General features: G+C 72.8%; 2 protein-coding genes. Both read left to right on the forward strand.

The window, feature by feature from the left end; all coding sequences use genetic code 11:
- Positions 1 to 2,112, forward strand: a 2,112-nt coding sequence (locus tag ACIQOV_RS35320) for an ATP-dependent DNA helicase UvrD2 (protein ID WP_401054931.1), incomplete at its 5' end; no start/stop codon positions are given.
- A 270-nt stretch (positions 2,113 to 2,382) separates the two neighbouring features.
- Positions 2,383 to 2,841, forward strand: a complete 459-nt coding sequence (locus ACIQOV_RS35325; protein ID WP_401054932.1) for a hypothetical protein — start codon at positions 2,383 to 2,385, stop codon at positions 2,839 to 2,841.
- Positions 2,842 to 2,936 lie beyond the last annotated feature (95 nt).

Consider the following 2,936-nt stretch of genomic DNA (forward strand, 5'->3'; position numbering starts at 1 on the left):
GTCTGCGTCCTGGCCGGCGCCGGCACCGGCAAGACCCGCGCCATCACCCACCGGATCGCCTACGGCGTGAGCAGCGGCGTCTACCACCCCCAGCAGGTCCTCGCCGTGACCTTCACCGCCCGCGCGGCCGGCGAGATGCGCGGCCGGCTGCGCCAGCTCGGCGCCGAGGGCGTCCAGGCCCGCACCTTCCACGCCGCCGCGCTGCGCCAGCTCCAGTACTTCTGGCCGCGCGCCGTCGGCGGCCCCGTGCCCCAGCTCCTGGAACGCAAGGTCCAGCTGGTGGCCGAGGCGGCCGGCCGCTGCGGCCTGCGCGTCCAGCGCACCGAACTGCGCGACCTCACCGCCGAGATCGAATGGGCCAAGGTCACCCAGATCGCCCCCGAGGACTACCCGGTGGCCGTCGCCAAGTCCGGCCGCGAGGCCCCCCGCGACCCGGCCGAGACCGCCCAGGTCTACCGCGTCTACGAGGAGGCCAAGAGCCGCCGCGGCAGCATGGACTTCGAGGACGTCCTGCTGCTCACCGCCGCGATCCTGGAGGACCGCCCGGACATCGCCGACCAGGTCCGCTCCCAGTACCGGCACTTCACCGTCGACGAGTACCAGGACGTCTCCCCGCTCCAGCAGCGCCTGCTCGACCGGTGGACCGGCCCGGACGGCGGCGCCAGCCTCTGCGTCGTCGGCGACGCCAGCCAGACCATCTACTCCTTCACCGGCGCCACGCCCGACTACCTGCTCAACTTCCGCAACCGGCACCCCGGGGCGACGGTGGTCAAGCTGGTCCGCGACTACCGCTCCACCCCCCAGGTCGTCCACCTCGCCAACGGGCTGCTCTCCCAGGCCCGCGGCGAGGCCGCCCGGCACCGCCTGGAGCTCGTCTCCCAGCGCGAGGCCGGCCCCGAACCGGTCTACACCGAGTACGAGGACGAGCCCACCGAGGCCGAGACTACCGCCCGCCGGATCAAGGAGCTGCTCGCCGCCGGCGTGCGCGCCAGCGAGATCGCGGTGCTGTTCCGCACCAACGGCCAGTCCGAGGTCTACGAGCAGGCCCTCGCCGACCTCAACGTCCCCTACCAGCTCAAGGGCGCGGAACGGTTCTTCGAACGCCCCGAGGTCCGGGACGCCGGCGTGCTGCTGCGCGGCGCCGCCCGGGCCGCCTCCGACCCGCTCACCGACGACGCCCCCGACCTGGCCGGCCAGGTCCGTGCGGTGCTGGCCGCCCGCGGCTTCACCGCCGAGCCCCCGGCCGGCTCCGGCGCCGTCCGGGACCGCTGGGAGTCGCTGGCCGCCCTCGTCCGGCTGGCCGAGGAGTTCGAGCGCACCCGTACCGAGGCCGGCCAGGGCACCGACCTCTCGGCCTACGTCGCCGAGCTGGACGCCCGCGCCGCGGCCCAGCACGCCCCGGCCGTCGAGGGCGTCACGCTCGCCTCGCTGCACGCCGCCAAGGGCCTCGAATGGGACGCCGTCTTCCTGGTCGGCCTCACCGAGGGCACCCTGCCGATCATCTACGCCAAGACCGACGAGCAGGTCGAGGAGGAGCGCCGCCTCCTCTACGTCGGCGTCACCCGCGCCCGCAAGCACCTCAGCCTCTCCTGGGCGCTCTCCCGCTCCCCGGGCGGCCGGGCGAGCCGCAAGCCCAGCCGCTTCCTGGACGGGCTGCGCCCCGGCTCCACCGCTCCCGGCGCGCGCACCGGCGCGCGCGGCGGGCGAGGGGGCGTCGAGCCCGGCGAGCGCTCCGCCGCGCGGCGGGTCCGCGGACCGGTCAAGTGCCGGGTCTGCGACAAGGTGCTCACCGAGGCCGTCGAGCGCAAGCTGCGCCGCTGCGAGAGCTGCCCGTCCACGATGGACGAGGGGCTGTACGAGCGGCTGCGCGAGTGGCGGGCCCGGCAGGCGAAGAAGCAGGGCGCGCCGGCCTACGTGGTGTTCACCGACGCCACGCTGATGGCGATCGCCGAGGACGTGCCCGCCGGCCGCGGGGAGCTGGCCGCCATCTCCGGGGTCGGCGCCCTGAAGCTGGACAAGTACGGGGCGGCCGTGCTCTCGTTGTGTGCGGGGGAGGAGCCCGAGGAGGACCCGGACGACGTCGAGGACGGCGGTTCGGACGATCCGGCCTGAGCCGGTCCGGGCGTGGTCCAGGAGGCCGCTTCGAGGGTTTCGGAACCCGTTGTGTGACGTGCCGAAGAACTCGCGTGAAAAATAGTTTGCGCCGCGTACCGGGAGCGCAATAGCCTGCCGGAGCGGTCAAGGGGACGCGGTCGCACGGGGTGAAACCTGTGCTGATGCCCCTCGCCCGAGAGCTTCACCACAGCTTTACCGAGACAGACATCCGAACATTCGGAGCCAGGGAGACCAGGCTCCGCGAGACGCCGAGAGGAGGCGAAGACAGTGGGAAACATCATGATCACCAAAATGACTGGCCAGACCGTTGTCGCTGCCTCCCTGCGTGCCGCCCGTCTGCGGGCGCTCGCCGAGCTCGGTGGAACCGGTCTGGGTCTCGACACCACCGGTGTCTCCGTCGCCCCCGTTGTCAGTGGTCCTGGACACACTGATCTGTGCCTCACGGGCAGCAGGAGCGTCGACGGCACCACTGTCGAGACCGGTCTGTCCCGGGGCTGGGCCTCGTTCGGCACGCCGTGCTCCCTGCGCGACGAGCGACCGACCCAGGCACCGAAGGCGGCCGTAGCCGCCGCCATGCATGGCGGCTATGCGCAGGTCATCGGTGCCGAAAACGCCCAGAAGCAGAACGAGCAGCAGATTAACCAGGCCGCGGCCGCCTTTACCGGCGCCGAGGCCGTCCGGATGTGGGCCTTCCGCGGCCCTGAACCCTGGAGAGAACGAACCTGAGCCAGCCTCAGGTCGGCACCTCCAGGGCCGCGGAACCCGTCACACCGGGATCCGCGGCCCTTCTGTTTTGTCCGGTACGCAAGACCACCCAGGCC

The sequence above is a fragment of the Kitasatospora sp. NPDC091257 genome, assembly GCF_044757675.1.
Classification (GTDB): Bacteria; Actinomycetota; Actinomycetes; order Streptomycetales; family Streptomycetaceae; genus Kitasatospora; species Kitasatospora lactacystinica.